General features: G+C 28.2%; 31 protein-coding genes. 1 reads left to right on the plus strand and 30 read right to left on the minus strand.

Annotated features, from left to right (window positions below; translation table 11 throughout):
* Positions 1 to 54: 54 nt before the first annotated feature.
* The 29 genes from AB8B22_RS06085 to AB8B22_RS06225 all read right to left on the minus strand — a co-directional run bounded on the left by AB8B22_RS06085 (position 55) and on the right by AB8B22_RS06225 (position 22,398).
* Positions 55 to 363, minus strand: a complete 309-nt coding sequence (locus AB8B22_RS06085) for a V-type ATP synthase subunit F (protein ID WP_094080307.1) — start codon at positions 361 to 363, stop codon at positions 55 to 57.
* Positions 356 to 1,348 carry a V-type ATP synthase subunit C gene (locus AB8B22_RS06090; protein WP_094080306.1) on the minus strand — a complete coding sequence of 331 codons (993 nt, stop codon included), beginning with the start codon at positions 1,346 to 1,348 and terminating at the stop codon, positions 356 to 358. Before AB8B22_RS06090 ends, AB8B22_RS06085 begins: the two co-directional genes overlap by 8 nt.
* An 85-nt stretch (positions 1,349 to 1,433) precedes the next feature.
* Positions 1,434 to 1,985, minus strand: coding sequence for a V-type ATP synthase subunit E (locus tag AB8B22_RS06095; RefSeq protein WP_369710449.1), 552 nt, complete (start codon positions 1,983 to 1,985; stop codon positions 1,434 to 1,436).
* 48 nt (positions 1,986 to 2,033) lie between these two features.
* A complete protein-coding gene (locus tag AB8B22_RS06100; RefSeq protein ID WP_172826468.1) occupies positions 2,034 to 2,513 on the minus strand; it encodes a V-type ATP synthase subunit K in 480 nt (159 codons plus the stop codon).
* A 57-nt stretch (positions 2,514 to 2,570) separates the two neighbouring features.
* Positions 2,571 to 4,553 carry a V-type ATP synthase subunit I gene (locus tag AB8B22_RS06105; protein WP_369710450.1) on the minus strand — a complete coding sequence of 661 codons (1,983 nt, stop codon included), beginning with the start codon at positions 4,551 to 4,553 and terminating at the stop codon, positions 2,571 to 2,573.
* Complete coding sequence (locus tag AB8B22_RS06110) at positions 4,553 to 4,864, minus strand: hypothetical protein (RefSeq protein ID WP_094080304.1); 312 nt, start codon at positions 4,862 to 4,864, stop codon at positions 4,553 to 4,555. Before AB8B22_RS06110 ends, AB8B22_RS06105 begins: the two co-directional genes overlap by 1 nt.
* 130 nt (positions 4,865 to 4,994) lie before the next feature.
* Positions 4,995 to 6,080: a DNA polymerase IV gene (dinB, locus tag AB8B22_RS06115; protein WP_369710451.1), complete on the minus strand. Its 1,086-nt coding sequence runs from the start codon at positions 6,078 to 6,080 to the stop codon at positions 4,995 to 4,997.
* 16 nt (positions 6,081 to 6,096) lie between these two features.
* Positions 6,097 to 6,795: an ABC transporter ATP-binding protein gene (locus tag AB8B22_RS06120; RefSeq protein WP_094080302.1), complete on the minus strand. Its 699-nt coding sequence runs from the start codon at positions 6,793 to 6,795 to the stop codon at positions 6,097 to 6,099.
* On the minus strand, positions 6,788 to 7,957 hold the full coding sequence (locus tag AB8B22_RS06125) for an ABC transporter permease (RefSeq protein ID WP_094080301.1): 1,170 nt from the start codon (positions 7,955 to 7,957) through the stop codon (positions 6,788 to 6,790). The genes AB8B22_RS06120 and AB8B22_RS06125 overlap by 8 nt, the downstream gene beginning before the upstream one ends.
* 99 nt (positions 7,958 to 8,056) lie before the next feature.
* On the minus strand, positions 8,057 to 8,557 hold the full coding sequence (locus AB8B22_RS06130; protein ID WP_314081361.1) for a hypothetical protein: 501 nt from the start codon (positions 8,555 to 8,557) through the stop codon (positions 8,057 to 8,059).
* Positions 8,558 to 8,572: 15 nt separating this feature from the next.
* Positions 8,573 to 8,836 carry an FtsB family cell division protein gene (locus tag AB8B22_RS06135; protein ID WP_094080300.1) on the minus strand — a complete coding sequence of 88 codons (264 nt, stop codon included), beginning with the start codon at positions 8,834 to 8,836 and terminating at the stop codon, positions 8,573 to 8,575.
* Entirely contained in the window at positions 8,833 to 9,321 is a 489-nt protein-coding gene (nrdR, locus tag AB8B22_RS06140) for a transcriptional regulator NrdR (RefSeq protein ID WP_094080299.1), read from the minus strand. The genes AB8B22_RS06135 and nrdR overlap by 4 nt, the downstream gene beginning before the upstream one ends.
* 8 nt (positions 9,322 to 9,329) lie before the next feature.
* Positions 9,330 to 9,794, minus strand: a complete 465-nt coding sequence (locus AB8B22_RS06145; protein WP_094080298.1) for a PTS sugar transporter subunit IIA — start codon at positions 9,792 to 9,794, stop codon at positions 9,330 to 9,332.
* Positions 9,784 to 10,458: a DNA repair protein RecO gene (recO, locus tag AB8B22_RS06150; protein WP_369710452.1), complete on the minus strand. Its 675-nt coding sequence runs from the start codon at positions 10,456 to 10,458 to the stop codon at positions 9,784 to 9,786. Before recO ends, AB8B22_RS06145 begins: the two co-directional genes overlap by 11 nt.
* 8 nt (positions 10,459 to 10,466) lie before the next feature.
* Positions 10,467 to 11,006: a hypothetical protein gene (locus AB8B22_RS06155; protein WP_094080296.1), complete on the minus strand. Its 540-nt coding sequence runs from the start codon at positions 11,004 to 11,006 to the stop codon at positions 10,467 to 10,469.
* A 41-nt stretch (positions 11,007 to 11,047) separates the two neighbouring features.
* Positions 11,048 to 11,971, minus strand: a complete 924-nt coding sequence (mreC, locus tag AB8B22_RS06160; protein WP_369710453.1) for a rod shape-determining protein MreC — start codon at positions 11,969 to 11,971, stop codon at positions 11,048 to 11,050.
* Between the two features lie 255 nt (positions 11,972 to 12,226).
* The gene (gene mgtE, locus AB8B22_RS06165) at positions 12,227 to 13,576 is read right to left on the minus strand and encodes a magnesium transporter (RefSeq protein WP_369710454.1); all 1,350 of its coding nucleotides are present in this window, start codon (positions 13,574 to 13,576) and stop codon (positions 12,227 to 12,229) included.
* 103 nt (positions 13,577 to 13,679) lie between these two features.
* Positions 13,680 to 15,026 (minus strand): magnesium transporter, encoded by a 1,347-nt coding sequence (mgtE, locus tag AB8B22_RS06170; protein WP_369710455.1) that lies wholly within the window; start codon positions 15,024 to 15,026, stop codon positions 13,680 to 13,682.
* Between the two features lie 339 nt (positions 15,027 to 15,365).
* Entirely contained in the window at positions 15,366 to 15,998 is a 633-nt protein-coding gene (locus AB8B22_RS06175) for a DUF421 domain-containing protein (RefSeq protein WP_369710456.1), read from the minus strand.
* Positions 15,999 to 16,040: 42 nt separating this feature from the next.
* Complete coding sequence (locus tag AB8B22_RS06180) at positions 16,041 to 16,484, minus strand: DUF3290 family protein (protein WP_314081382.1); 444 nt, start codon at positions 16,482 to 16,484, stop codon at positions 16,041 to 16,043.
* 227 nt (positions 16,485 to 16,711) lie between these two features.
* The gene (locus AB8B22_RS06185; RefSeq protein WP_369710457.1) at positions 16,712 to 18,085 is read right to left on the minus strand and encodes an FAD-dependent oxidoreductase; all 1,374 of its coding nucleotides are present in this window, start codon (positions 18,083 to 18,085) and stop codon (positions 16,712 to 16,714) included.
* 116 nt (positions 18,086 to 18,201) lie between these two features.
* Positions 18,202 to 18,423 carry a DUF4926 domain-containing protein gene (locus AB8B22_RS06190; protein ID WP_369710458.1) on the minus strand — a complete coding sequence of 74 codons (222 nt, stop codon included), beginning with the start codon at positions 18,421 to 18,423 and terminating at the stop codon, positions 18,202 to 18,204.
* A gap of 48 nt (positions 18,424 to 18,471) precedes the next feature.
* Positions 18,472 to 19,698 carry a tetratricopeptide repeat protein gene (locus AB8B22_RS06195; RefSeq protein ID WP_369710459.1) on the minus strand — a complete coding sequence of 409 codons (1,227 nt, stop codon included), beginning with the start codon at positions 19,696 to 19,698 and terminating at the stop codon, positions 18,472 to 18,474.
* A gap of 25 nt (positions 19,699 to 19,723) precedes the next feature.
* Positions 19,724 to 19,972: a hypothetical protein gene (locus AB8B22_RS06200; RefSeq protein ID WP_369710460.1), complete on the minus strand. Its 249-nt coding sequence runs from the start codon at positions 19,970 to 19,972 to the stop codon at positions 19,724 to 19,726.
* Between the two features lie 31 nt (positions 19,973 to 20,003).
* Positions 20,004 to 20,156: a hypothetical protein gene (locus tag AB8B22_RS06205; RefSeq protein ID WP_369710461.1), complete on the minus strand. Its 153-nt coding sequence runs from the start codon at positions 20,154 to 20,156 to the stop codon at positions 20,004 to 20,006.
* Positions 20,157 to 20,219: 63 nt separating this feature from the next.
* Positions 20,220 to 20,618: a hypothetical protein gene (locus AB8B22_RS06210; RefSeq protein ID WP_369710462.1), complete on the minus strand. Its 399-nt coding sequence runs from the start codon at positions 20,616 to 20,618 to the stop codon at positions 20,220 to 20,222.
* A gap of 31 nt (positions 20,619 to 20,649) precedes the next feature.
* A complete protein-coding gene (locus AB8B22_RS06215) occupies positions 20,650 to 21,627 on the minus strand; it encodes a tetratricopeptide repeat protein (RefSeq protein WP_369710463.1) in 978 nt (325 codons plus the stop codon).
* Between the two features lie 256 nt (positions 21,628 to 21,883).
* Positions 21,884 to 22,141, minus strand: a complete 258-nt coding sequence (locus AB8B22_RS06220) for a Txe/YoeB family addiction module toxin (protein ID WP_369710464.1) — start codon at positions 22,139 to 22,141, stop codon at positions 21,884 to 21,886.
* Positions 22,141 to 22,398, minus strand: a complete 258-nt coding sequence (locus AB8B22_RS06225) for a type II toxin-antitoxin system Phd/YefM family antitoxin (protein ID WP_021766441.1) — start codon at positions 22,396 to 22,398, stop codon at positions 22,141 to 22,143. Before AB8B22_RS06225 ends, AB8B22_RS06220 begins: the two co-directional genes overlap by 1 nt.
* A gap of 320 nt (positions 22,399 to 22,718) precedes the next feature.
* Here AB8B22_RS06225 and AB8B22_RS06230 point away from each other — a divergent pair, with 320 nt between their 5' ends.
* Positions 22,719 to 24,107 (plus strand): MATE family efflux transporter, encoded by a 1,389-nt coding sequence (locus AB8B22_RS06230; protein ID WP_369710465.1) that lies wholly within the window; start codon positions 22,719 to 22,721, stop codon positions 24,105 to 24,107.
* A gap of 101 nt (positions 24,108 to 24,208) precedes the next feature.
* On the opposite strand, the gene AB8B22_RS06235 is transcribed toward AB8B22_RS06230, so the two are convergent.
* Entirely contained in the window at positions 24,209 to 25,225 is a 1,017-nt protein-coding gene (locus tag AB8B22_RS06235; RefSeq protein WP_369710466.1) for an EVE domain-containing protein, read from the minus strand.
* Positions 25,226 to 25,240: the final 15 nt, after the last annotated feature.

Raw genomic sequence — 25,240 nt, forward strand, 5'->3', positions numbered from 1 at the left:
TCTACCTTCTTTCTTTAAATTTTGAAAACTATTTTAATTTAACTATTCAAAAAATTAAAATATGTTAGAGCCTATTGCTTTTTCTACATATTCATCTATTTTATTTAATCCTAATCCAAGTGTTCCTTGATTATTAGGAATGACAATAATCGCCGGTACTATTTTATCTGTATATCTTTCAATCGTTTCTTTTACCAAAATGGCTGTCTGCTCAGTTACAAAAATAATACCAAAGTTATTTTTTGCCATTTCATCTATGGAATGTCTTGCCTCTTCTTTAGTTATTACAGGATACACGCAAAGTCCTAGTGCTTTAAATGGTAAAATTGTATCTTTATCTCCAACAACACCTATTTTATGCATATGTATCACGCAGCCTTTCCCTTATTTTCTCTGAACTTATATTATTAATTTTGCTGACCATAATAAGTCTAATTGCATTAATTTCCCTCTCTTTTGCAACAAGATATGTAAATAGCGGTTCAGGTCCAAATACAATGTATTTAGATTCTTTATTTAATTCCATCAAGTAATTATCCGATATTTTTTCAAATTCCGATAATCTTTTTGTTTCGTTAAAAACTTCTACACCTTTTACTAAATATGGTCCCAATTTTTCTTTTTTAAATTTATTCAAAATTGTTTCTGAACTGTCATTTAATGACGCCACAATTTTATCTTTTGAAATTGTTCCGCCCTCAAATATTACGCTGTCCAGAAATTTTGCATCTCTATTTTGTTTTTGAACTCTAAATAAGGTTATTATATTTTGAAAATCAATAAGTCCTTTGACATAATCTGTTATAACTTTCACATCAATTTTTTTTGATAAATTTACTAAATTTTTGAAATAATATTTTTCTACAATAATATCAATTTTTTGCGGAGTAAGATTTTCCTCTTTTTTTATTTCTGCAATTGCTTCCAAAATTTCTTCTGGCAAATCTAAACTTTGAGTTTCAGATTTTGTCTTAAATTTTGTTATATCAATCGTTCCAGCATTCATCAATAAATTTGTGTTATCTTTTTCAAAAACTTTGCTTTTTATCAATACTTTCAAATTGTGATAGTCGTATTTTAGTGACAAAATATCAACAACTTCTTTATTTTTAGACATATTGCGAACTAGTGAAAAAACTCTTTCTGTTTCTCTTTTTAAAATTTTTTCATAATCTCTGCTATTTTGAATGTCCGTCATATCTTGAGAATACTCAGTTTCTGACAATAATTTTAAAACTTCTTCGCAAGTTTCAGATTCTATCATTCGCTCAATCCTATTTTTAGTTAAGAGTCTTTTTTCTAATACTCTAATAGTTACGACACTTTGACCGTAATCCATTCTATCCATATTTTTTTCTCCCTTAATTTTACTTAAAATTGCAAAAATATTTTAAATTTGCAATTTTAAAGTAATTCATAGCTAAGTTTACTTTTTATGAGAAAAGAAGTTTTGAAATTTCAACTTCCAATTCGTCTCTCATAAAATCTATTTTTACTTCAAAAGTATAATTCTTTTGAACACCATTTTCCTCAATGATAAATCCTGAACTTACAAATTCATTTTCTTTAATTTTAGCGTTTTTAAATTCTTTTTTCACATCTTGTAAAAACTCTTTTTTTACAATTAATTCTTTTGAAGAAATCGAATTTTTATCAATATTTTTATTTAAATATGCCATATAATCTTCTTTTTTCATATTTGCTAATTTTTCTTTTAACTTTTCTATAACTTTATCAATTACTATTTGTTTTGCTTTTAATTTTTCATTTCTTATTTTCAAATTTGCACTTGATTTTATTCTGTCAGTTAAAAGTACTTGTTCTTTTTTTGCTGATTCAAGAATTTTTTCTTTTTTTTGTGAAACTTGTTTCATGCTTTTTTCATATTTTTCATCAGCTTTTTCTTGTGCTTCACTCACAATCTGCTCTCCAGCAACTTTCGCATCACTTAAAATCTTCGATGTCAAATTGTCAATGTTAGACATTGTCTGCCTCCTTTTTTCGCAAATTTTTTAATTAACTTTTTTCTTTAATTAAAATTTACCTAACAACATAATAGATACTACGAATGCAAGTAGCGCATAAGTTTCAACCATTACCGCATAAATGATACCTTTTGTATTTTGTTCTTCATTTTTTGCAAGTAAGCTAATTCCTGATGCCGCTACTCTACCTTGTGCGATTGCTGAACCATATCCTGCGATTGCGATTGGAAGACAAGCCATTAAAATTCCTAAACCATTTGCAACAGTAAGATCTTTAGTTATTTTTCCTAAAACCATAAGTCCGATAACGAAACCGTACAACCCTTGTGTACCTGGTAACAATTGTAATACTAGTGATTTACCAAATTTTTCTGGTTCTTCACTCATAAGCCCTGTTGCCACTTCACCAACTAATCCTACTCCTTTAGCAGAACCAATTCCTGCTAGCAATGTTGCTAATGCCGCTCCTAATGTTGCAAATATTGCACCCCCATTTTGTGCTAAAAATTGTGATAAATTCAAATTCATTTTATTTCCTCCTAAAATTATTTATTATTTTTATTTATAGATTAATTCTCTAATTTTTTAGTCTTTTAAATTTATTTTTTTAGTTTCTGTTCTAAAATCTTTAAAAGGTCTTCCTCCACCTTCGTAAAATTTTCCAAAATATTCTACATACATAAGTCTTGATGTATGAACATATGCACCTAAGAATGATAAAAACATATTAAATAGATGTCCAAATACCAAAATCACAGGCACAAATATCATTCCAGCCCAATTTCCCGCAATCATTCCTGCAATCATATTAATTGCTGAAGCGATAAATCCACCAGAAAGCCCTAGCGCCATAAGTCTTGAATAAGATACGAAATCCCCGATATAACTTGAGATTCCATAAAGACTGTATAGTCCGCCACCTAGTTTTGCACCGACACTTTTAGCTTCTCTTCCACCCGTAAGTATAATTCCAGCCATTCCTAAAATCATTACCCACATTGAAACTTGAGTTACGACAGGCGATAAATTCTTTAATTTGAAAATTAAAAATACAATTCCACCTGCAAGTGCCATATACCAAAATAATACATCATAAACTGCTTCAAGCGATTTTCCATCACGAATCAACATATAAGCTTTTATTCCAAGTCCTACAAAAATATGGACAACTCCAAATGCAATAGAACCTATAAGAAGTGTATTATATTCGCTGGAAGGATCAATTAAACGCCACATTTTTGGTATTGTTGCACCAAAATACGAACCGTATAAAAATCCCCAAAAGATAACTGAAAAACTCAAGTAAAAGAAAAATTTAACTGATTTTTTCATACTGTCATTTAAATTAACAATTTTTAAAGTGATGGCTGTTGCAAGTAAAAGAACTAATCCATATCCGACATCAGCTCCCATCATACCGAAGAACAAGATGTAAAATGGTGTAAATAACGGCGTTGGATCAATTTCATTGTATCTCGGATAAGCATACATCTGTGTAAGAGTTTCAAAATTAGTTGAAATTTTTCCATTCTTTAATTTGATTGGAACCGTTTCGTCGTCTTTTTTAGCTTCTTCAAAACTTAAATAATAATTTCCATCTGTTTCTTCTCTTATCAATTTTTCAAATTCATCTTTTTTTGCTGTTGGTATCCAACCATTAATAATATTAGTATTTTCTGTTTGTGCCAATTTTTCAGATTCGGTGATTCTCAATTTTTTATTTTGTAAATATTCATAGATTGCTTCCAAATCTGTTAAATCTTCACCATATGATTTGATTTTTGATTTTAATTTTCTTTTTTCTTTTTTTAGTTCAGAAATTTCTTTTTGCAGCTTGTCTTTATAATCCTGAGGAACTGCATCTATATCAAGATTTGCCACAGTAAAACTGCTATCTCTAAATACTTCAGACAGTTTTTTGGCTTCATTTTCTTCAATAAGTGAGATTACAAGATAATAAACTTCATCTTTTACAATTTTCAATTCTTCATAATAAGTATTACTCAAATTTGAAATTTGTTCAATAAATGTGCCTTTTAATTTTAACGGCACAGTTCCTAAATAAGAATTAACTTTTTTTAATTGCTTTAATTCTTTCGGATTGACATCAAGTCTTTCCCATAAATCAATTTCATCGTACTTGCTGTATTTTTTAGAAATTCTGCTCTTAATATTGGCATATTGAGCTCCAATATCATTTAATTCAGAAGATATTTTTTTCCAGTCATACGACAAAACTTTTTTATACAATTCATCAAATGTGTAATTTTCATTTCCCTTAATGACATCTCTCAAACGAGTTTTTCTCACATCATACTTTTTTATCAAGGAAATTGCACTTCTCACTTGATGAAGTCTTTCTTCAATATGTGTCAATTCTTCATTGTTCACATATTTTGTTACACCTTCAATTTTATTTTCGTTGATTTCATCATTTTCATCTTCACTATCACTTAAATTTATATCGACAAAATTGACTTCTTTAAATCTCTGAAGTCTTTTTAGTATTTCCGCTCTCTTAGAATTAAAAATGACCAAATCAAATTTACTCATCTTTACTATTGCCATTATTTTACAATCCTCTCTGCCAATAAATCAACGACTTTGTCTATTTTTATGTCATCAATTTCAAGAATTTTTTTTATGTTTTCCGCTTCGCTGTCTAAAAGAAACTTAACTTTTTCTTCGGCTTTTTCCACTGAAGATTTTTTTATGCTTTCTGCTTCTTTTGATGCTTCCAAAAGTATTTTTTCACTATCAGCTTTTATTTTCGCGTCAATATTTTTTAAAATATCCTTTGCAGCTTCATTGGAGTTTAAAATAATACTGTCAGCTTCTCTTTCAGCATTTTTTATTTTTTCTAAAATTTCTCTTGCCAAGATGTAACCTCCTTCTTTTTAAAAAAATCATTAAAACATTTCATTTTCAAAATTATGATATTTTAATGTTTATTTATGACCAAAAAGTCATTAACCACTCTTATAATACTATCAGTTTTTTTATGTTTTGTCAAGTTGCATCAATCAGTTTTAACTGGATATAGCTTCTTTTAAAAATGTTGCTCACATAAATTCCGATGAGTCTCACTTCATCTTTTTTTATAAGATAATTAAAATTTTCAAGCGCAATTTTATACATTAATTTTTCATCATTTGTTACATTTTCCAGTGTCTTTGAACGAGTGTGAACAGCAAAATCAGAATATTTTATTTTTACTGTAACCGTTTTTACGAATTCTTTTTGCTCTTTTAACTTTTGACAAATCTTTTTTACTTGCGCTTTTATTTCTTCCTGCAACTCATAAATTTCATCAACATTTTGACTAAAAGTTATCTCATAGCCATAAGACTTTCTCTTTCTGTCAACATTAATTTTAGCGAAATGTTCTCCCCGAATGACATCATAAATATATTCGCCTCTACTTGCACCAAATTTTTTAATTAATTCATCTTTTGAGATCTCATAAAGTTGTGAAACTTTTGTCACTCCAAAATGAAAGTTTAAAATTTCTTTCGTTTTTTTTCCAATTCCAGGAATTATTGAAAAATCTTTTTCAGAAATATAATTCATAAAATGATTTTTATTTTCAAAAATAAAAAATCCGTTTGGTTTGTTAGCGTCACTTGCAATTTTCGCACTAACTTTGCTAAAACCTATTCCAACTGAACAAGTTAAATTCACATTTTTGTATATATATTCCTTAAATTTTTTTATAAATCTTTTAATTTTGGAAATTTTTTTTATTTCCGTCTGATTTTCTGCAAAAATGAATTGTGTAATATCCAAATAACCTTCATCTACCGAAGTAAATTCATAAATTTTAATGATTTTTCTTATTAAATCCTGTATTTTTTTTCCTTCAGCAAAATAGAAATTTTTTCTGGGATAAACTACTTTTAAATGTGGACACAATTTTCTTGCATTTGCCATCGCCATAGCCGATTTTATTCCAAACTTTCTAGCTTCATAACTTGCCGTTGTGACAACGCCACTTCCCACTGCAATCGCTTTCCCACGTAAATTTGGATTATCCCTCTGCTCAATTGAAGCAAAAAATGCGTCCATATCATAATGAAGATATATCTTGTTATTCATAATCAGCTACCATTTTTTATAATTTTATCGTCGGCAAAATCATATTAAATTTACCATTTTCAATTTTATATTTATATTTTGCCAAATTTGCAAGTTCCAAGCTGTGAGTTACAATTATTATTGACTGCTGTCTTTCTTTATTTATTTTGATAAACAAGTCATTTATTATATTACTCGTTTCCGTGTCCAGATTTCCTGTCGGTTCATCCGCCAAAATTATGTCTGGATCATTCATCATAGCTCTAGCTATAGCAACTCTTTGCTTTTCTCCGCCAGATAGCTCCATTGGCTTGTGTTTAGTTCTATTTGACAAATTTACAAGGGACAAAAGCTCTTTCGCTTTCTTTTTAGCTTTTTCGTGAGTCATATTTTTATTTATTAAAGACGGCATCATGACATTTTCCAGTGCTGTAAACTCATTTAATAAATAGTGAAATTGAAAGACAAAACCTATTTTTTCATTTCTTATGATATTTTTCATATTTTCATTTTTATAGTCAACCTTTTCACCATGAATTATAATTTCACCATTTGTCGGCTCATCCAAAAGTCCCACGATGTTCAAAAGTGAAGTTTTTCCACTTCCAGATTTTCCTTGAATGGAAACAAAATCTCCTTTATTAAATGTCAAACTAATATCTTTTAATACGTGAATTTCTTCAACTTTCGTCTTATAAATTTTATTAATATTTTTTAATTCTATTATTTTATTCATATTTTAAAGCCTCCACAGGTTTTAATTTTGCTGCTCTTGACGCTGGAAAAATAGTTGAAATAAATATTACTATGACTGTAACGACATATATTATAATTAATTCATTTGCTGAAATATAAAGTGGTAATTCTTCCAAATAATAAGTTCCATTTCTCATAAACACTTTAAACAATATTTTTAGTATAAATAAAACAATCGGTGAAAGTATGCTCCCCATTACCATTCCAAAAAATCCTAACAAAAGTCCTTCTATCATAAAAATTCTACGAATATTTTTATTTGTATAGCCAATTGATTTTAAAATTCCAATATCTTTAATTTTTTCCCTGACAACCATATTTAAAATAACCGATACGGCGAAACTTGCGATTAACAGCAAAAGACTTAAAATGGCGACCAAAACAAATTTTTCAAATCTAACTGCATTCAAAAGACTTTGATTAATCATTTTCCAATCCATAATTCCATATTCTGAATGAGGAATTACATTATTTGAGATTATTTTTTTCTCAACATTTTCAACTTTCTGCGGATTAATTGTTTTTAACCAAATATCCGTTGCCACTTCTCCTTGTTCTGCCAATATTTGCATAGTTTTCATTGGTACAATGGCAAGATTTGTATCATACTCCAAAAATCCTGTTTTAAAAATTCCACGTACAATTAACTTTATCTCTTTATTTTCCGCTGAAACAAGACTTACTTCTTGACCGACTTTAAGTCCCATTCCTTTTGCCAACTCTTCTCCGACCAAAATTGAATTTAGTTCTTCAATATTATTATTTCCAGAAATTATTCTCAAATCTAAGTCATTTTTTACATTATTTGGCATAATCCCATAAGCCAAAACTCCTCTTGCAAATCCTTGCGACTTTATAATCGATTGACTGTTTATTTTTGGAATAACCGCTTTTACGCCGTCAACTTTTTTCAGATTCTCCACTGCTTCGTCATAATTTTCAAAAAAATTCTTTTGCTTGTGCTTTATCAGAATATGCGGACTCATTGTAAGAAGTGAACTAATCATATTTCTTCCAAGTCCATTTGAAACTGTCAGGGACACAATAAAAACTGTCACAGCAATCGCAATCCCAAGCGTGGAAAATATACTTTGAAATTTTCTCTCCACAATATGCCTAAACGCAATAAAAAATTCCACCATTTTTTCTTTCTCACTTTCCTTTCTTTTAAATATTTTTCTTATTTTTTTTAATTTTTTTAATTTTTTTGATTTTTATTTTATATTTTTAAAATTTATTTTTTATATTCTAAAAATCAATTTATCACCAATTCGATTTTTTAATAATTTTAATAACAGTATTTCGTTTTTTATATTTAATCTAATTTGTACTTTTTTATTGTCAAAAGTTATTATTTCCAAGACTTTATCAATTTTTGCCGCACTCACTTTTGCCACTTTTACAGTTGCGCTTTCTATATTCGAAACTTCTATTTTCAAATTTTTTACAAAAATAGCGTCATTTTCAAATACGATTTTATAGCTAAATATCAAAAAAATAGAAATAAAAACATACAAAAACAAAATTAAAATCAAAATAATTTTTAATCCTGATAATTTTTCAATTCCTGTAATTCCTTTATACAATGAATTTGATGCAATAAATACAATTACTATAAAAAAAATAGACGATGAAAATATATATTTTGTATTGGCTCTAAAAATATATTTTTTCTTTTCATCTTCTATTTTATATTTTTCCACTTCTTCACTCAAACTTTTTGAATCAAATAAATTTCTCATATTTCGCAATATTACTTAATATTTGTAAGCAACTTCTCCTTTTTTCTTAAAATTCAAATTATCTCTCGCATATCTTTCAAATTTATCTTCATCTGTAAGATCATTTGTATTTTGGATAATTTTATTCTTTTGCTCAGTAGCTTTTTTTATATCCTTGTTAACTGATGCAATATTTTTTTGTATTTCTTTTCTACCAGAATATCTTATTATACTATCATAAAGTTGATATGCTACAATCAATCCAAAAATAATATTCCACAAAAAAATCAATCTTTTCATTTACTCTCCCAACTTTTTATATTTTTTATTTTTTTGTCGTTTCTAATTTTTTCAATTTCAAAAATAAAACTGTCCAAACTATCAAACTTTTTATAGACAGAAGCAAATCTAACATACGCTATTTCATCCAGATCAATCAAATATGAAAGTATTTTATCGCCCAAGATGCTCGATTTTATTTCACCAGAATACTCTGTCAAAATTTCTCTTTCAATCCTATCTATAATTTCTTCAATTTTTTCAGTATTGCAATATCTCTTTTCAAATGCACGAATAATTCCATTATAGACTTTCTCTCGAGAATAAACTTGCTTTTCTCCGCTCTTTTTTATCACCTTTAGCGACAACTCTGCCACCTTTTCGTGTGTAGTAAATCTTTTACCGCATTTTTCGCACTCTCTTCTTCTTTTGATTGAATTCCCCTCAAAATATGCACGACTGTCAACTACTTTAGTATTTTCATTCCCACAAAACGGACATCTCATAATTTCACCTAATTTTCTTCTTCTCTTATTATTTTTTCAATTTCTTCATTTGACCTTGCTCTTAACAAAGAATCAACAAACCTTGTTTCCCTAATAAATCTAGAGATTCTCGCAAGTATTCTCAAGTATTCCTGAGTTTGATTTTCAGGACATAAGAACATAAAGAAAATATTTACTTTATCTTCGTCAAGTGATTCATATTCAATTCCATCCTTAGAAATACCCAAAGTTATTATTAACTCATTGACAGCTTTAGTTTTAGCATGAGGCAGAGCAATTTTCCTTCCAATTCCCGTGGTTCCCATTTTTTCACGCAAAAAAATATCATTTAGCGCCAATTCTTCATCTTTTACCAAACCACATTTCTTTAAATTTTCAAAAAGTTCTTTTATAACCGAATTCTTACTGGTTGATTTTAAATTCAAACAAATCGTGTCCGTCTGAATATAATCAGCTATCTTTTTATTTTCCATAAATTCCCTCCAAAATAAATTTTTGTACATTTAGTTCCACTTGCAACTGCATATTTATGTATTTTTCAAAAATAATAACTATTTTTTTTAAATTTTTTTTATGCTCTTCAACTTTTTTCTGAAAATTTAAATCTTTATTTAAAGCTAATATTTTTTTATATTCTAAAAACAATTCTTTTTTTAATAGTGATTTTACTTCACTAATTTCATAAATTCCGTGTTCAGTCATAATTCTATGCAAGAACGCTACAACAATATAATATTTATATCCTCTTTTTAGATTAATCGCTTCGTTTATATAGTTCAAAATATTTATCAATTTTAAAAAAAATCTTTCATTTTCCACAACTTCATCATAAATTTTATCTATACTATCTAGAATATATAATGAAATTTCCAATTTTTCAATGTCAATCAAAATATTTTTAAAAACTTTTGTTATATTTGCCTCTTTTATTGAATAAAAATTATTTCTTTTAGAAATGGTAAATTCGACAACATTCATCGAATTATATGCGGCCAAATTTCTTTTTTTGGACTTTGTTATTCCAAATGACATTGCCACAATTTTACCAATCTCTTTAGAAAAAATAGTAACTAATAAATTATTTTCTCCATATTCCTTTTTTTTTAAAATTATTCCATTTATTTTAAAAATTTTCATAAAAACCTTTATTTAAAATTTGATAATCTGTAAATCACTTGTGAATTTCCGTCTTTTACAGAAATTTTTGTTGGGAAATAATAGCCATTTGACAACTTATAATCGCTGAAATTTACTGTATATCCTTTGCTAGTAATTGAAGTTAGCCAATTTCCTGAAAAATGAAATGTATCTCCATTTTTAGTCTGCGTTTTTTTACCATTTATTCTCGCTATTTTGTTAAATACTGCCAAAATATTTGCTTCATCTTTTTCAACTTTTTGTTTAACAGTTTGTTTTAAAGAAGGATAATAAACAGTTTTTGTGTTTCCGCTAAATGTGTAAATTTCACCTCGATTCACGCTAGGAGCTGTAATTTGCAATTTTAATGTTCCTGAATTGTAGCTCATTATATATCTTTTGCTTCTATTTTGACCATTAATTGTCACATCTTCAGTCACATTTACGGTAAAATTTCTCTTTTCCCAAAAATCTTTTGAAAAAGAAAAAACTGAAATAAAAATTGTCATTAATATTACTAATTTACTCATTGTTAATTTTTTAAACATCTTTTATCCTCCAAAAATTATTTTAAAAGTTAAACTAAGTTTTATTGCACTGAATCGTGAGATTTCTCTGAATCCTGTTCTTTTTCCAAATTTACCTGAGTCTGAATTTGACTGTCAATTGCATCGTTTCTGCTCCATTTATAAACCATTACATTTTGGATTTGAAAAATATCATATTCTGGTGTAAATCTGATTTCTTTTATTTTTTTGAACGCATTTAAATCTTTTAATTTAAACGTCCCCACTTTTATTCCTTTTGGAAAAACATCACTCACACCTGAAGTTTCTATGTTAAATAATGTCTTTTCGTTAACTGAACCTTCATTAAAGTTTTGTACTGAAAAGGTTCCATCTCCATTTCCACGCAAAATCTGTAAATTCGTACCATTCAAAGTTACGCTTAATTTTGAGTTTTTACTTGTTAAAAGAGTAACTTCTGAATATTCCGCATCAACTTTTGAGATTTTTCCGATTAAATAACCATTGTACATAACTGGTAAATTTAATTTTACTCCTTGATTTTGACCTTTATTGATAAAAAACTTCTCTGAATAATTTATATTTTCCACTAATGCAACATCTGCCGCAATAAACTCAGCGGGATTTTTTTGACGCATATCAAGCATTTTTCTCAAATTTTCATTTTCAACTTTTAAATATGCTAATTCTGTGTTTTGAACCTTATTTTTTTGCAGTTCAAAATCTCTTGTCTTATTGTTTTTTACATATTCTTCGATGTAACTGATGTCCTGTACTCTAGATTTTAATTTTAAAGTTTGAGTATATAACATACTTTTAACTTTTACAAGCTTAAAATCTATTTCTTTAGTAATCCCGTCCAAAAAGGAAAATGAACTGGAAATTCTATTTTTTAGTGCGAATAGTATAATTATTATGACTATCAGTATTAAAATATTCCTCCCGGTGCTTTTTTTATCAGAAAACTCTCTACCTATTTTCATCATTTATTTCCTCTCATAAATTTGTAATAAAACCAACTTTCAAAATGTTAATTTTATCTATAAGTTTATAACATACCTACAATCTAAATATAACACATTTATCGCACTTTATCAATAGTTAATTTTATTTTTGCACGATTTGAAATATGCTTATTTTTATATTGTACTATACCAATAAACTCACTTTTTTATTATACTACATTTTTTCTGCTTTGTAAACTTAATTATATTTTTAAAACATTTAATTTCCGTAATTTACTAAAGTTTCAAAAACATTGTTGCAAAATTAAAATAAATTATAAGTGTTACGGCATCAGAAATCGTTGTTATCAAAGGTGTTGCCATAACCGCCGGATCAGCCTTCACAATTTTTGCCCCAAGCGGAAGCAGTGCTCCTACCAGCTTTGAAACTATTACTGTAAATACAAGTGTCAATGAAACGACAAAAGCAATTATAAAATTAGTTTTTTCAAGTGTTACAAGTCTTATAAAATTTAATATTGCCAAAACTATTGAAACCATTATTCCAATTGAAAATTCCTTTTTAATCACTTTAAAGGCATCTTTTGGAGAAATTTCCCCAAGTGCAAGTGAACGGATTACAACCGTTGAAGATTGTGAACCTACATTTCCACCGCTTGACATAAGCATTGGAATAAATGCCGTTAAAATTATTGACTTTGCCAGAACTTTTTCATAACCTTGTATTATATTTCCAGAAATCGTGTCGGAAATCATAAGAACTGCAAGCCACCCGATTCTTTGTCTTGCCATCGTAAAGATACTTGTCTTTAAATAGGAATCATCTGTAGGTGAAGTAATTCCAGCCATTTTATGAAAATCTTCCGTAACTTCCTGATCCACAACATCCAAAACGTCATCCACCGTAATTATTCCTAAAATCCTATTTTCTTGGTCAACGACTGGCATAACGATAAAATCGTACTTTTTAAACAAATCTGCGACTTTTTCCTGATCATCATTTGTATTTACACTTACAAAATTTGTATTCATAATATCTTCAATTGCAGCACTGTCCTTTTTAGAAATCAACTCCTTTAGTGAAAGCACACCTTCCAATTTCCCATTTTTGTCCGTAACATAGCAAGTATAAATATTTTCCTTGTCTTTTCCAGTTTTTTTAAGCTGTCCTATCGCCTCTTGAACTGTCATATTTTTCTGAAAATCCACATATTCAGTCGTCATAATGCTTCCAGCTGAATTATCTGGATATTTTAGAAGCTGATTTATCAAATGTCTATCTTTTCTATCCGTATTTTTCAAGATTTTTTTTACAATATCCGACGGCATCTCCTCAATAATGTCGACAATATCGTCAAAATACAGTTCATCAAATATTTCTCGTGTTTCAACATCAGTTGAAGCGTGAATAATCATTTCCTGATGTTCGCTGTCCAAATATGAAAATACATCGGCTGCTTTATCCTTTTTTAAAAGTCTAAAAATCATTATTACAAGCTCTGGCAGTTTAAATAAATTTATCACATCTGAAATTTCAACTGCATTTAATTTATCTAATTCTTTTTTTATTTCAAAATATTTTTTTTCTTTTAAAAGATCTTCAATTATTCTTTTTATTTTTTTCATTTTTTCTCACCTCATTTTTCCTATATTAGTTATCATATAACTTCGATTAGACAATCAATTTTTATATTCTTAAATTTTATAAAACATTATTTTATAAAAATATTTACTTTATAACATTACTTAAAAACATAGTTGCAAACCTAAAGTAAATAGTAAGAGTAAGCGCATCTAAAATCGTAGTTATTAAAGGGCCTGCCATTATTGCCGGATCCATTTTAAAGGCTTTAGCGACAACTGGTAAAAAAGCACCTATTATTTTAGAAATTATAACTACAAAAATTAAAGTTACTGAAACTGTTATTGCAACATTTAAAGGTGTCTTTGTCAAAGTTATAATTCTCAAAAAATTTATTGCCGCTAAAACTATGGCTACTATAAATGAAATAAGAAATTCCTTTTTTAATATTTTAAAAGTATCTTTTGTATCAACTTCCCCCAACGCCAAAGCACGAATTACAATTGTTGAAGACTGCGCACCTGCATTTCCTCCAGTATCCATTAGCATAGGAATAAATGAAGAAAGTATAACTACAGACTGCAGCACATCTTCATATTTGCTTATAATTCTTCCAGTAAATGTGGCAGAAATCATAAGTACAATTAACCAGCTAATTCTCTGTCTTGCCATTGTAAAGGCGCTTGTTTTCAAATAAGACTCCTCCACAGGCGAAATCCCAGCCATTCTATGAAAATCCTCTGTCGCTTCCTGTTCCACAACATCCATTACATCATCAATCGTAATAATTCCTAAAAGTCTATTCTCATTATCTGTCACAGGAAGTACGATAAGATTATATTTTTTTATTATTTCTGCAACTTTTTCCTGATCATCATTTGTATGAACACTTATTACATTTCTATTCATAAGATTTTGAATAGGTTCATCGTCCTCGCTTGTAATAAGCTCTTTTAAAGAAACTACCCCTTCCAGCTTTCTACTTTCATCAATCACATAGCAAGTGTAGACATTTGCCATATCTTCTACAACATTTCTAATTTTAGAAATTGCAGAAGAAGCTGTCATATTCTTTTTCAAATCCATGTATTCAGTTGTCATAATGCTTCCAGCTGAATTTTCAGGATATTTTAACAAAAGATTTATTGTGTGTCTATCTTTTGCGTCGGTATTCTTTAATATTTTTTTTACTACATTCGACGGCATTTCTTCGATGATATCGACAATGTCATCAAAATAAAGCTCATCAAATATATTTTTTGTTTCCACATCTGTCATGGTTTTAATAATCATTTCCTGATGTTCACTGTCCAGATACGAAAATACATCAGCTGCCCTATTTTTGGAAAGTAACCTAAAAATCATTATTAATTCAGAAGATTCAAACTGATTTAGCAGCTCTGAAACTTCCACAATGTTTAAATCGTTTAAATATTTTCTAATTTCAAAATATTTTTTTTCATCTATAAGTTTTTGAATAATGTTTTTTTTCATCATTATCTCCTTTCTTTTTTGCATTCTCAATTTTTTTAAATTTTTATGCAAATAAAAATCAGGAAAATAACAGCAACGAAGATACTCCCTTTATCCGTATTTGCATAAATTTGTAAATTTTAATTTATTCAGATTTTTAAATCTCTCTTCCGGGACTTCCTCGTTCAAAACATCCACCTCCAAATTATAAATTTTTATTTAAAGCTTCTTATCTATAAAATTTTATCAAACGAGTCAATTATTGTCAAATAAATTTAATTTTTTTAACAAAATAAATAAAAAATACTCAGATAGCAAATTCCATCGCTGTTTGAGTATTTTTCTTCTTTTGATTATCCATTACTTTTTAACAATAAATAATTTCCCATCACTACCATATTCAACAATGAAAAGTCCACTAAGATCTGTAACATTATAATTAGCTAATTCATCCTTTAACCACTTCTCATCTTTTCCAATATGTTTCAGGTTATCTTCCTGTATATTTCCTTCTGAAACCAATAAATTTGAGTAACCATTTTCACCTTTTTGTATAATGATAAGCTGTCCATTTGATTCCATAAAAGCTTCTTCTATATCTGATATTTGTGTAACTCCTTTTGTTCTCAATTTTGTGTAAAAATCAGGAATTGAAAGTGTGGCTTGTGCAAAATTTTCTGTTAGCATTTTTCCATCTCTTATTAAGTACACAACTTGTCCATCTATCATTTTTTTTACGCGTTTATTTGTATTTTTTAGAAAATCAGTTACTGTCATTAAAAGTCCCCATATTAAAAGAACTATCAAAAATTGAACTATTGATATACTTGGACTATAAATTACACCACCGATAATTCCCCCAAGAACATAGTTACCTATTTGATCTTCTGTTGATGTTGGTGCCAATTGGCTCCGTCCATTTAAATTCATGAACAAAACTAACGCAATAAATCCAATTGTAAGTTTTATTGCTACAAGAATTATGAAATCCAAAATTACATCATCTTCCTTTCTTTTATATTTTTTTCCATGCTATTATTCTTTAAGCATTTTTACTTCATCCACATAAGGAACTGTCATTTGTTCAACTAAAATATTAGTTCCTACCCAGTGAATTTGATAATATTTATCTTTTATTTTATAAACAGTGTCCTCTGTTATTTCAGGCGTGTTTATAAAAATATCATTTTCGCTAACTTTAAATTTTTCAGATAATTTTTTTATAACACTTGCCGAATTTTTATAAACTTTTTCTTCATTATTTCTAGCTCTATAATTATCATAATGATATAATGCAAATAAGAAAATAAACATCAATCCAAGCAAACTAAGCTGTTTATCTCTAAGCGAAATGCTTCCTTTAAACCATTTCCAAAATGCAAACAATATAAACGCTATCACTAAAATTATTACAACAAGAAAAAATTTATCTGTTACAAATTTTTGGTTTTCTAAATAAGTAAAATTATAAAATTCCATATTTTAACATCTCCTCCTTTTCTCTTTTTATAGTTCATAAAATAGAAACAATTGATACAAAATAATTTAAATTTATTGTATCAAAATTTTTATATAATTTCAAATGTTATTTTTTTCTAAAATTCCCTTAATTTCAATATTGTAATTTATAAAAACCAAAAAATAATCTAAATAAGCTATAAAGCATCAATCAATTCAAAAATATAAGCACAATCAATTCTTTCAATTTATTTCACGCTTCCAAATAAATCATTCAAAGCTTCGCTCATTGTCGGATGAGTAAATATCATATCTTTTAAGAATGTATATTTTTGTTCAGCTTTCATAGCCGCTGCAACAATGTTTATCATTTCGTGAGAAGTGTTGCATAATAAAGTACATCCCAATATTTTATCTGTTTTTGCATCTACAACTGCTTTAAGTAGTCCATCTGTTACACCTTCTATTTTTGCTTTTGGAATTGCCATTGCTTCAAGTCTTCCTGTTTTTATTTCATATCCTTTGGCAATTGCTTCACTTTCAGTCATTCCAACTCTTGATAATGGTGGATTTATGAATACGCTGTATGGAATTACATTTCTGTCGTTTACTGTTCTATTTCCTCCATTGTAAAGATTATCTCTTATTATTCTAAAGTCATCAAGAGAAATATATGTAAATTGAAGTCCGCCTTTCACATCTCCCATTGCCCAAATGTTATCAGCTGTTGTTTTCAGTGTTTCGTCAACTACAACCGCACCTTTTTCGTCAGTTTTTACTCCTGCCGCTTCCAGATTAAGACCTTCTGTATTAGGTTTTCTTCCAATTGCCACAAGAATTGCGTCTGATTCAATTTCGCTCTTGCTTGCTCCTTGTGAAATTTGCACATATCCTTTTCCGTTTTTATCAATAATTTCCTCAATTTTTGATTCCAGTAAAAATTTAATTCCTTTTGCCTCAAATATAGCCTTTGCTCTATCGGCAATTTCTTCATCTTCCCTAGGCATAAGTCTTTGTGCCAAATCAATCACTGTAACTTCTGACCCAAAATCAGCATACATCGAAGCAAATTCCAGTCCAATGTACCCTGCTCCCAGAATAGTCAATTTTTTAGGAAGTTCCTTTAGTTCCATAATTGAAGTGCTTGTATAAACGTGATTACTTTCTTTAAGTCCTTTTATACCAGGAATTATTGTAGTCGAACCTGTATTTATAAATATCTTTTCCCCTTCAATCTGAACATTTTCCCCATTGCTTTCAACATTAACAACATTTTTTGAAACAAAACTTCCAAATCCATCATAAATATCAATATTTTCCTTTGTAGCCAGCATTTCATAATTTTTTCCACGTAATGCACCAATCAGTGTATTTTTATTATTTATGCTTTCTGTATAAAAACTCTCCTTTTCCTCAATACTGCTTAATCCTTTATTTTTAAGAACTTTTGTACTGTCAACAAGTTTTTTTGTAGGAATACACCCAATATTTATACAAGTCCCTCCATACATCTTATCCGATTTCTCAATCAAAGCCACATTCTGACCTTTCCCAGCCAAAAATCCTGCCAAAGTTTTTCCACCTTTTCCAAATCCAATTATTACTGCATCGTATTTTTTCATTTTCTTCGTCCTTTCCATTTTATACAATTATAGTTACATAATTGTATTTATTATAAAATTAATTTTTATATTATAAGAGTACCACATTTTTTGTAAAAAAACAAGAGTATTTGTGTTTACAAATTTATATTAATTTTTTCAATATCCTCTCCCTTAATAACTAAAATATCCAAAGTCTTCTCATCTTTCATAAACTCTACCGTATAATCATTTGGAAATTCAGGAAATATCATCACAACTGTTCCAATCGAATTCTTTAAAACTTTATCAGATAATTTTCTTTTTGCTTTTACTACATCATATTCATCAAACATAAAATCTCCATTTTTCATTTTCATATCAAAATACCTCTATTCATAATTTTGTTTCACAATTAATTAAGCATTTTACTCTTTTTCTTTTAAAAATTTTTCATATTCTCTTATTCTTCCACTGTCAGCTTCACTATAATTTTTTAATCCATTTGATTTTTTAACTACATCTACCCATTTTTTTATTTCTTTCAAATTTTTCTCTCTGTAGTAATATTTTAATAAATAATTTATCGCTCTATAATCTTTTAGTTCAGCCGCTTTTAAATACAAATTTAGAGCTTCGGTTTTATCGCCTTCTTCTTTCAGAATTTGTGCCAAATATATTTGTGAATTAGTATTTCCTGCTTCTGACGCTATTTTATACCATTTCTTTGCTTCATCGATATTCCTGTTTCTATGCTCAATAATTCCCATAAAAGCCGCTGCTTCCTTTATACCATTCTCGTATGCCCTTTTATACTTTTCTATCCCCTTTTCTTTTTCATCCTTAAAACGATAATAAAAATCAGCTGTATATAAAATTCCTTCTTTTTTTAGCTTTTCCATTTGTACAAGATATTTTTCTGCTGTTTCATAGTCTTTCTTTAAAACACTTTCTTCCCCTTTTATATACAATTCAAAAAACTCCTTATCTATCTTATCTTTTGACAAACTATATTTCAATAAATCATTCGTTTCATCGTCAAATTTAAAAATTTCTTTTGTATTTAATATTTTGTCTTGCCAGTATTTCAATTTTTCAGTATCTTTTTTCATATAATATATTTTTATTAAATATAACATCGAATCTGCATCCTTACGATTTCCAGCTTCTATGAAATATTTCTCAGCCTCATTTTTCCTATTTGTTTTATATAAAAATTTAGCAAAAAATTTATATCCTAACATATTCTCTTTATCCAACGATTTTTTGTACCATTCTTCCGCCTTTTTATAATCATTATTATATTCAGCAATCATCCCCAAAATTGTACCTGCCCTTTTATTTCCTTTTTCAAAAGCTATTTCATATCTCTTTTCCCCTTCTTTTTTATCAATATGCTCATAATACATATTCGCAAGTGAAACATAAGCAGTTTTATCGTATTTTGCCAGTTTTAAAAAATACTTTTCTGCTTCTTCATAGTTTTCCCTTTCCAGTTCAAAAACAATTCTTGCCATTAATTGAGCTTTTTCAGGATTTTTCTTATTTTCCAGATAAAAATAAACATCATCAATATCTTTTATTACCACATCATTTCCTTGATTTCTACATCCTATTAACAAACAAAGCAACATCAGTAAAATATATTTATTCATTTATAATTCCGCCTTTTCAAAGTTTTTATTCCTTCCGATTTTTAAATTCCGTACCAAATCCCGCCATCCTGCATTCATCATCAAAAAATAGCAAATATCCTTCCCAAATTTCAACTTCTAAAAAAATTTTCTTCCTTTCCTTTAAATAAACTGTTTTTCCATCAACCCAATATCTTTTCATCTTATCCTCAATTTCTATTTCCACATACTCATATAATCCATATTCATAATCCAAAATAACCGAATTCCCCTTAAATTTTAATACTGCTTCCATTCCAATTTCTTTTTCAATTTTCTCATTTTCACTAACTATTTCTATTTTTTTTCAGTTCTCCTGTTTCATAAGACAAATATATTTTTATCTCTCCGTTATTAAAAGAAAAAATCATATCCCGCTCGCTTACAACATTCTCACTTTTTCCAGTAAAATCTATCATCTTCAATTTCAAATTTTCCATAAATCAAAATTCCTTCTGCATAATTATTCCTATTAATTAAAATTACTATATTTTCACAGATTTTTACTCCAAAATAAATATTAAATCTTTTGTCAGTCTTTTGTCAGTAAAATAACATCCGATAATATTTTTAGAAATATCAATTTCCAAAAAATCTAATTCTTTAACTTTTATACCATCTTCATTGTATTCTTCCCTCTTAAAATAAATATCGCCTTCTATTATATTTTCAGGAACTTCTATTTTATGTGTAAATTTAGCCATTTTCAATATATTGAGAATTTCCAGCGAATTTATTCTCCCATCTTCTCCTATTAATAAATAAAAACTGTATAATTTTTTTTCATACGAAACGCTTGAAAGTTCCGTTACCTTCCTATTTAAATTAATCTCCACATATTCATCAGAATTATTTTCAAATTTATCAATATTTTTTACAAATTCCAGTTTCTCTATTCTCATAAAATTCTCCATTTTTTATTTCTTTTATGATTTAATTTTTTCTGTTCTTTGTTTTTTTCAATTCTTCTAATTCTTCATTTATTTTTATAGCTTGATTATATTTCCCTTGCTTTTCGTACAATTTGGCTAAACTTTTTAATGCAAATTCCTTGTGTGCAAGTTCTTTTGCTTTTAAAAGGTTATTTTCAGCCTTGCCGTAATCTCCTTTCATTTCATAAACTTCTGCTAACAGACGCAATAATCTTGCTCTTTTTTCTTCAATCCGTTTCACATTGTCTTCTGAATGTGAAAATAATTTTTCCGATTCTTTTAATAACCATTCTTCAGCTTTGTCATAATCTTTTTTCCACATATAAAGTTCCCCTAAAAGTCTTTCTGCATTCGGATATTTTTCATTAACAAGCTCCTTGTAGAGTTTTTCAGCTTCATCAAAGTAATCGTGCCTCTGATAATAAAAAGCCAAAGCATTTTTTACCTCAATATTTTTATTTAAATTTCTTTTAAATGCTTCCACCACTTCGCTATTAATTTCTTTCCTTTCTCCATACACCCACACTCTAAACAAGGTATCTTCCTTATAATCTCCCTGATCCATTGCCTTTATATAATATTTTCTTGCATTCATTTCATCTCTCTGATTAGCATAAATATGTCCTGCAAATGCACTTGCTTCCTTCACTCCTCTGTCCGAGCCTTTTCTTGCCCATTTGAGTGCCTTTTCTTTTTCCCCTCTCGCACTATAGTTTCTTGCTAGATAATAATCTGCTATTGGAATATCCTTTTCCACACTTTTAAAATACACTATCCCAATTCGTAAATATTTTCTCTGAACTTCTAGCCCCTTTTGCAAAATTTTTTCTTTTTCTGCCATTGTCGGATTCTTCTTCATTTCAGCAATTTCCGTTTTTGCCTTTTTTAAAGCTCCTTTTTCCTCCTCCGAGAAGGGAATATGCCCACTACAGCTCACTAAAAATAATACACTTACCAAAATTAAAATTATCTTTTTCATAACTTGCCCTTTCTATATTTTTTCAATATTAACAAAATTTATATTTTAAATTTTATACAGTAATATTATACCCTATTTTTTTTCATAAATTTTCTTTAAATAGAATTTTTCATCAAAATGACTCTACACAATAATATTTACAAATTTTGTTATACAAATTTCAAAAAGACAAAAAAAAGACCTCTTAAATTAAGATTTCCTCTCAATTTTAAAAAAGTCTGTTTTTTAATCATGACTTTATTTTTCATAATTTCCATTATTCATAATGATTTGCACAGGCAATAATTACTATACTTGTTTCTGTCCGTTTATATATAAACCTGTGCTTATCTGTAATTCTTCTGCTCCAGTATCCGCTCAGTTCATGCTTTAAAGGCTCGGGCTTTCCTATCCCTTCATTTCCGTTTCTTTTGATGTCTTTTATTATTTCATTTATTTTTTTGACTATTTTTTTATCCTGTCTCTGCCATTCTTCATATTGCCCCCATGCAATATCTGTCCATGTTAAATTCATTATTCCACCTCAATTATATCATGTATTTGTACATTCCCCGCTTCCGCTTCCGCTTTACTTTTTAATAGCTCATTATAATATTTCTTATTTGACATGATGTAAAGATTTTCCATCAAATTATTATATTCCTCTTCACTCATCAGTACCACATTTTTATCGTTTTTTCTTGTTATAATGACTGTTTCATAATCATCAGTTGCCTTATCACAATATTTTTTTAAATTATTTCTCACATTTGAATAATTTGTAGCTATCATACTAATCACCTCTACTTATTGTACAATATTTTTGACAAAAAATCTACATATTTTATATCAATTTTTTTTATTTTTAAAGTCAGTTTATTCTACAATAAATTCTTTTATTCTAAAATTCACCATAATATTCAGAATTAAATAAAAAAATTTGAAAACCTTTACCAAATGTAGTAAAATACTCATAAGTTATTATTTTTTACCATGCTAATATGATGGCTTAAAACTGGGATTTTATCTCAGTTTTCTTGTTACAAAAAATATTTTTCTCTTTTTTTAGAGAGAATTTTATCATATTTAAAAATTTTGGAAAGGAAGGAAAAATGGGAAAAACGAAAGCAATAAATGAACGAAAAACTAAATTTGGTACAGAACCAGTTGGAAAATTGCTGGTTTCACTTGCGGTTCCTGCTATCATTGCTAACTTGGTCAATGCTCTTTACAATGTTGTGGATCAGATTTTTATTGGGCAAAAAATTGGGTTTCTTGGGAATGCGGCTACAAATGTGGCTTTTCCGCTTACGACGATTTGTCTTGCAATTGGGCTTATGACTGGAGTTGGAGCTGCGACTAATTTTAATTTGGAATTGGGAAGAAAGCGTCCGAAAAGGGCAAAAAGCGTGGCTGGAACTGCGGCTACAATGCTACTTTTAAGTGGGATTATTTTGTGCATATTAATTAATATTTTTTTAAGACCAATGTTGACGGTCTTTGGAGCTACTGATCAAATTTTTGATTATGCGATTGAATATACTCAAATTACATCTCTTGGAATACCGTTTTTACTATTTTCGATAGGAGCAAATCCTATGGTTAGAGCTGATGGAAATTCCTTTTATTCAATGCTTGCAATAGTTGTTGGAGCTATTACAAATACGATTCTTGATCCGCTGTTTATGTTTGGATTTGATATGGGAATGGACGGTGCCGCTTGGGCGACTGTAATTGGGCAATTTATCTCGACAGTTATGTTAGGGCTATATTTTTTCAGATTTAAAAGTGTAAAATTTGAATTGAAGGATTTTAAGATAAAAATACGAGAAATTTGGATTTTGTTTATGTTGGGAACATCGCCTTTGATTTTCCAATGTTCTGCACTAATTGTTCAAATTGTGACAAATAATTTATTGAAAATTTATGGTGCAAAATCTATTTATGGAAGCGAAATTCCTATTGCCGTTGCTGGAATTGTTATGAAAATAAATGTCATATTTATAGCGATTTTATTGGGATTGACGCAAGGAGCTCAGCCTATTGCTGGATTTAATTATGGAGCAAAAAAATTTGCAAGGGTTCGAGAAATTTTAAAATTATCTCTAAAAGTGGCTTTTATTATTTCTTTAGTAGCATTTGCAATCGCCCAGCTTTTCCCTGTTCAAATAATTTCTGTCTTCGGTAACGGAAGCAAACTCTACTTTCAATATGGAACAAAATATATGCGAGTATTTTTATTCTTCATATTCCTAAATGGTATTCAAGGTGCTATTACAATGTTTTTAACATCAATTGGAAAGGCCTCAAAAGGAGCCTTTTTGTCACTTGTAAGACAAATTATATCACTTTTGCCATTACTAATAATTTTGCCACATTTTATGGGTATTGATGGAATTATGTTCGCATTCCCAATAGCAGATTTCATGGCTTTTGTTGTATCGGTTATTGTTTTGAAAGGGGAAATGAAGAGCATTCCAAAAGTAAATGAAGATAAATAAAAAATTGAAAAATTATAAAAAGTTAGAAATTTGAAAATTAGATTTTTATTGAATTAAAAGCTGTCTCATGAGGATTATTTTATGAAACAGCTTTTTATTCGTTATTCATTTTCTTGATATTTTCTTAATAACTCATCTTCAAGAACTTTCACTTCTTCTATTGTAAGATATGGCTTTTTAACAGTAGAAGCATAATAAAAATTTTTTTCAAGAATTTGAGTAATTTCACTAGGTTTTAAAAATTTCATTTCCTTTTCATTTTCAATTTTTGTCGTTAAAATTCTTACTTTATGAAATCTTTCTTTATTTTCTTCGTTTTCTTGTGGTTTTTCAGAAATTATCTGTCCAATTGCTATTATTCCGAAACCTTTATGATAATACAGAACATAATCATTTTTTCTAAAACAATCTATAAATTTTCTTGCATCTCCATAAGCACTTATTTTCTCATTTTTCATCATATCAAAAACAGCTTTAGTATTGTATGTTTTATTAGTGTCAAATATTATTCCTTTTCTATCTTTTATATTTTGATTATAATCATAGGGTTTAGCAAAAAATTCAAAATAGTTTTTATTATTAATCTTATAAATTCTATAAGGAAGAAAATCAATATCTACTTTTCTATTTTTCCAATAGTCTATAGTTTCAATTAATTCTAAATCTGATGAATTTCCAATAATATACATTTTCTGATGTAAATTAAATCTTTCAATAGATAAAGGTTCATCAAGTCCAAAATTATCCTGATGACTCTTTTGTAAATCATTATCAAATTTCTTATTAAATTTTTTAAAATATTCATTAAGTTTCTTGTATTTCATTTTTCCAAATTTTTGAGCATATCTCATAATTTGATTAACTGTATTTTTCTTGATATTACCTATCTTTAACTCAAAAATCACTAAATCCCCATATTTATCTATAGCGTATAAATCTGGTTCTTCTTGATATTGTCTTTCCTGAAAAATTGGCATTAATTGATTATTTTCAGTAAATAAAATTTCAAGATTTTTTACCAATAAATTTTCTAAATCTTTTTCATTTTTATTTAAATCCCCAACACCATAAAATTCAAGTGGTTGAAGTGTTTTATTTTTATCTATTTCGTATAACATAATTTTCCTTTCCTA

Source organism: Leptotrichia rugosa, assembly GCF_041200005.1.
Lineage (GTDB): Bacteria > Fusobacteriota > Fusobacteriia > Fusobacteriales > Leptotrichiaceae > Leptotrichia > Leptotrichia rugosa.